4 protein-coding genes are annotated in these 6,239 nt (G+C 34.9%); all 4 read right to left on the bottom strand.

Features of this window, described 5'->3' with window-relative positions; all coding sequences use genetic code 11:
* Nucleotides 1–627: AAA family ATPase (locus FJR04_RS24470; protein ID WP_168499777.1), on the bottom strand; the 627-nt coding region annotated here is incomplete at its 3' end.
* 216 nt (nucleotides 628–843) lie between these two features.
* Entirely contained in the window at nucleotides 844–2,766 is a 1,923-nt protein-coding gene (locus FJR04_RS24465) for a UvrD-helicase domain-containing protein (RefSeq protein ID WP_168499775.1), read from the bottom strand.
* Entirely contained in the window at nucleotides 2,763–4,841 is a 2,079-nt protein-coding gene (locus FJR04_RS24460; RefSeq protein WP_168499773.1) for an ATP-dependent endonuclease, read from the bottom strand. The genes FJR04_RS24465 and FJR04_RS24460 overlap by 4 nt, the downstream gene beginning before the upstream one ends.
* Before the next feature lie 244 nt (nucleotides 4,842–5,085).
* Nucleotides 5,086–6,239 (bottom strand): DEAD/DEAH box helicase (locus FJR04_RS24455; RefSeq protein ID WP_168499771.1); only part of this gene is annotated, 1,154 nt, incomplete at its 5' end.

Raw genomic sequence — 6,239 nt, 5'->3', positions numbered from 1 at the left:
GGTATCACTTAACATATGCCAAGAACGGGGAGTGGAAAAAGGTTCTTCATGTTTAGGTGGTTGACTCCATAGATGATCTGGGCGAGTTTGAATATATTCAATTACCCAAGGATGAATATCATGATTTTTTGCCCAATCTAACCAATCTCGATGGGAAACTTTTAAATGGACATGAACCATGCGGTTGAGTAAAGGTGAAGACATGGGTTTAACGATGGCACTATCTTGAGCGCGATTCCCTGCACCAATGACAATTGAATCTTTAGGGAGATGATATTCACCAATTCGTCGCTCATGAATCAGGCTGTAAAATGCCTTCTGTACTTCGTGAGAACAAGCGTTAAGTTCATCTAAAAACAGACAATAGGGTTCTTCTCGGGCAATCATTCTGGGTGGACAAAAGCGACTTGTTCCATCTATAATCTGCGGTACACCAATTAAGTCTTCTGGCGCTAGTTGACTACCAAGGAGTGAAACGCAGGGTATTCCCACTTCCGCCGCAAATGCTTCTACTAAGGATGATTTACCGATTCCTGGCGCTCCCCAAATAAATACGGGGCGTACTACTGCTACATTCAGCAGAAATTCTGAGAGTTGTTTTTGGGTGACTGTAATTGCTGGGTTCATTTAGAGTGTTCCAAGTAAAAAAAATGCCTAATTTTAATTGGGAATGAAACGGATCTGAATGAATCACTTTAACAGATGTTGCGATCTCTATGAGTAGTTTTGGATCATTTATTGGTTTGAACATTATTATAGAGATTTTAGAAGGTAATTGTTAATAATCATATCCTGTAAATTTTTTTAATGTTAATTATGAGAGCGATCGCCTATCATATTTTCTCATGGCAACTTCGCTACTTTACCCCCTTCTTCGACTGCAATCGGTTCAATTGTTTTTACTCCTGCTTCCTCTAATAGTTCATAAAGAGACGATATCTTATTTCTAGCACCACGTTGTTTACAGTACGTAAATATAACACGTTGCTTTGCGCGGGAAAAGGCTACAAAAAATGTAGAACGTGATGCTTGAGGATCATCTTCAAAATACTTCCATGCTGAGTCATCAAGTCCAAGAAAAATTACTGTGTGATATTCTAATCCTTTACTTTTGTGAATAGTCATTAATGGTACAGAATCTAAACCTTCAAAATCATCTAATATTGACTTACAACTTTTATTTTGAGTTCTTCTATAACTTAAAGTGATTTGCCGCTTAATTTCTTTTAAAATATCATTGTATTCATTACCTTGTCTATATTCTGGATAAGCAAGTTTGATATAATCTTGTTGAAGGAATCCTTCAATTTCTGCCAAGATAGTGTTTATATACTTATAGGTATAAGAAGAATCGAAATTGCTCATTTTATTTATTAAAGATAACCGAAAATTTTCTAGTTTATCTTGCAACTCTCTTACATTTCTATCATCTGTTGGATCTATACCATGAATATTTATTAAAGTTTGTAAACAATCAGACCAGTATGGATTAGGTGAACCTTCTTTAGAAACAAATCGAAGAAATTTAATTATGATTTTTGTCAATGGCTTATCAAGTATATCATTTGCTTCTGTTAAACGAATTTTTAAATCATATTCGCTGAAAGATTGTTCTAAATGATTTATATAATTTTTCGCTTCTTTCTTAACAAGTAATACAAAATCATTAGGTATTAATTGATAAATATTTATAGAATCAGATATGGTTTTTGCTAAATATTTTGCTTCTGATGCTGGTGTTGTAAAATCCCAAATCACACAAGATTCTTCGGTTATATTTTTTTGCTTTTTTGATTCTACATTTTTATAATTAGAATCTACTGTTAAAGCTATTTGATGTTGTATTTCTACTAATTCTGGAGAAGAACGATAGTTAAGAATTAAAGAAATAGATTTGGCTTGAAAATCTTTTTCAAAAAATTCAAAAGCATTATCCATAGCCATAGCCCACTTCATAATTTGCTGCTTGTTGTCTCCCACAGCAGTCAATATAGTTTGTGAATTTAGGAAACCTGTTTTAATGATGTCATATTGAATATGAGTCGTGTCTTGAAATTCATCCATAAAAACATAAGAATAAGTTAATCTCAAAGCATTCATAATTTGAGGGTTACTTTTGATGAGAAGTTCTACTAATCTTTCAATCATTTGGAAAGTAATTTTAGATTTTCCTCCAATATGTAGGCAGGTATTCCACCACTTTTGTACAGCTATAGATTCAATAGATGTCTGTGGTATTCCTTCTAACAGAAGAGGTGAACCAAAAACCCAAGATTTTTTAAAATTTTCAACACGATAATCTTTTAATTTAATGAATTGGCAAGATTCTTTTGATAATCTTATTAGAAAATTTCTCAATTCATTTTCATATTCATATTCTTTGGTGTATAACTCATAATCTTGTTTTGGTCGCCAATTTTTAGGTACCGATCCAATGAATCTATCTAACATACTTTTTGCAAATGCAGCAAAGGTTAGAGAATCAAACCTCATAGCATCTTGCTTAGAACATCTCTCAGCCACTCTTTCTTTTAAATTGTTTGCAGAATCATTTTTGAAGCTAATTGCAAGGATACGATAAGGATCTGGACATAAACCAGTTTGAAAAAGATAGCAAGCTCGTTGAGCCAGTAGTTCCGTTTTTCCTGCTCCTGGTCCAGCAATTACAGAGTAGTTGGTATTTGAACGCACTACTTTATCAGCATTAGGTTCAAGTGTAATACCTCCAACTGGAAGCCAATTTTTAGTCTGGTTGTTAAAAGTCATATTGTTTTATCTGCACTAATTTTGTCATTGGTGTACTTTAGGAGTCTTTTTAATACAGGAGGCATTTTATCTCTGAGTAAATTTTCTTTGTCAGAACTTTCAATTTTGCATAATGCTTGAATATGTGTTGATGGTTTACTTTTACCAAGAAATAAATATCTGTACCAAGGAAGTAATTCTTCTAGTTCTTTTAATTCTGGATATTTTGACAAATCAGCTTTATCTCTAAGAACAGTCTTTTTAGCACCATCTATATAGGAATTGTATTTGTCTTCATCTTTATCTTTATCAGGAATCCTGAGACCAGAATCACTTTTATAGAAATCAAGAAAAAGTGATAACATCATCATATCTATATCAAGTGGTTGAGAGTAGAATACACCAAAATTTTCTTCCAGGTGTTTAAGTAAATTTTTGTCAATTGACTCATTCTTTTCATGAAATTTTTCTAATTCTTCATCAGTTATTTCCTGCTCATCATTATATTTAAGAACAGATATTGGATATTTATCTAGCTCAAGAAGTTGTTTTAAAGCGTATTTGATTCTACCCCATCCACCTCCTTCTCTTTCAATATCTAAATCCAAGAGTGTAGCGTATGGTATTTTCAAATCATTTAGTAATTTCCAGAAATGATTAACGTGTCGGCCTCCTAATGGAACAATAGCAACAAACGCGGGATCTACATCTAATTCCATTGCTGAAGCTAATTTTGGCAGCAGTATTTGTTCGGAATCTCCTTCTCCAAGAATCACAAATTTAGCAAAATACAATTCTGGGTATGCTTTTACTGCTTCACGTACATATTTAGCTTCTTGTTCTGCATTACTAGGAAGTTTGATTTCTTTGATAATTGCAGTTCTTGATTGAATATCAAGCCTGAAATGCCGGATTTCTTCTGGTTCAATCCTTCCTAAAATTGCAGGAGAATGACTTGTTATAACTGCTTGAGCAGGATATTTATTAACTATAGACTGAACTTGTTTGATAATACGAGACAAAAAATAAGGAGCAAGGTGATTTTCTGGTTCTTCAAAAGCAAAAATTGTTAAAGCTTGTGTTGGGATTCGATTAGTATGAAAACCTGTAAATTTATCTTCATTAATATCAAGATTTGCACGATCATCTATTCCGTTTTTCGCGGGTTTATTTGTCTTATCAATCAACTTCCTTTCTATCTCAAAAATAGAAGCTACTAATGAGAAGTAAAAAAGTGATCTTTGTCCATCACTTAATGCGTCTAAATCACGTTCACCATTAAATTCAGTTGGACTAAATACAATATTTAATTTGCTAACTATATCTTCAAATTTTCTGCTGGCAATATTTAACTCTGGTTTTGCATCAAAGTTATCACTATGAAGTTCTTTCCACCTACTTTCTATTGTCTGATTGATAGTATTTATTGCTGATTCTTTTCCGAACACCTCTCGAATCTGCTTAGATGTAGATTTGATAGATTCTTGTGTCGCTGAAGACCATTCTATAGCTTTAAGTAAACGTCCTATCATTGCACCACTACTAGATGTAAGTTGTGATGAAGGATCACGTATAGCTGGAATGTAGTGAACTTGAATCCTAGCACGGTCAGTTGGGAGACAGATTATTTTTTCTTGTTCTGTTGGTAATTCATTAGGAGTAGGAATCCAAAAAAGCTTTTGTTCAATATCTCCATCAACTGTTCCATCGTCAATCCACTTTGCTTCCAGACGCACACGTACAATAGGTATCCCATTTGGTTCAAATACTACCATGTGATTGAAACACACTGGTACTCCTGGATCTTGTTCTGGTGTATCTTTTGACAATCCTGGAAAAACAATACGAATTTCAATATACAACTCACGGGTACTACTATCTTCATCTGCTATACCAGAAGATGTATGGAAATCTGTCCGCAGAATAGTCCGCTCTTTAGCTGTTATGCCAAAAACCCGCAAAAGAGCTTCTAGTACGGCTGTTTTACCCGAACCATTTGCTCCCACAAATGCCGTGATACCATCTGATAATTTTATAGTTTTGGGTATATCACCAAAACATCGAAACCCTTTAATAGTAATTGAGTCTATTTTCATTTACATAATTTTTGGAACCAACAAAATTATACTTGATAAATACATATTAGATATTGTAAGAGCGAATACTTTAAGATCCATAACTTCCTCTTAAGATTTTGTGTTTAATTAAACCCACATTCCGCAGATAAAATCTAATTCTGAATAATTACTACGAAAGATTTAGGATTGTATAAACTTTTCTCCAAAAATGTTCTCAATAGGCGATCGCCTTCCACACTACCATCGCCTAATACCTAAAAAGCTAACCTTCATGAATCAATTGCAGCAAAGCCTCAGTTGATATCTTACCACTCATATCCGTACCTTCCAAGAGACTATCCGCCAAATCCCGCTTATGGTGATGCAACTCCACAATTTTATCTTCAATAGTATCCTTAGCCACCAAGCGATAAATTGTTACCGGGCGTTGTTGTCCAATCCGGTGGGCGCGGTCAGATGCTTGATCTTCCACAGCAGGATTCCACCAAGGGTCTGTATGGATCACGTAATCAGCAGCAGTCAAATTCAGTCCTGTACCCCCGGCTTTGAGACTAATGAGAAAAACATCCCCATCCCCAGCTTGAAAGGCATCCACGCTTCTTTTCCGTTCCGCCATTGGGGTACTACCATCTAAATATTGATATTTAATACTTTGCTTCTCCAGATAATCGCGGATGATATGTAAATGATCAACAAACTGACTAAATACCAAAGCCTTATGGCGATTTTCCAGAAGTTCACCCAGCACCTCACCAAAAAGCTGTAACTTAGAACTGGATAACTCAGTATCAGGCATCACCAAACTAGGATTACAGCAAGCGCGACGCAGTTTCATAATTTCTGCTAAAACTTGCAAATGTTTCTGTCCTGCATCTGCATTACTTTCAGTTAATTTAGATATAGCTTGACGACGCAACGCTTCATAAAATGCCTTTTCCTCTTTACTCAACTCCACATGAAGCAGAATTTCAGTTCGAGAAGGCAATTCTGACAACACCTGATTTTTTGTTCGTCGCAACAAAAATGGTTGAATTAGTTTTTTCAGTTTATTACGTGCTTGTTTATCTTGATATCTCTCAATGGGATTTGCAAAGCGTTGATTAAAGCTTTCAAAAGAACCTAATAAGCCAGGATTAATAAACCGAAATAAATTCCACAATTCACCTAAATGATTTTCAATAGGAGTCCCCGTAGTCAGCAGTTTAAAATTAGCTTTCAGGTTCATGGCTGCTTGGGAACGTTTAGTAGCCATATTTTTAATTGATTGGGCTTCATCCAATACAATCGTTTGCCACTGCAATTGAGAGAGCATTTGAGCTACTTCCTCTTGCTGCAATAGCCCATAGCTACATACCAACATATCCAATGGTTGTAACCCATCCAATAATTTTTGGCGGTTCGCACCGGAAAATTGCA

It is taken from the genome of Anabaena sp. UHCC 0204, assembly GCF_009711975.1.
In the GTDB taxonomy this organism is placed as follows: Bacteria; Cyanobacteriota; Cyanobacteriia; order Cyanobacteriales; family Nostocaceae; genus Dolichospermum.
The sequence above is the reverse complement of the archived record's forward strand: the minus strand, read 5'-3'. Positions and strand labels throughout refer to the sequence as shown.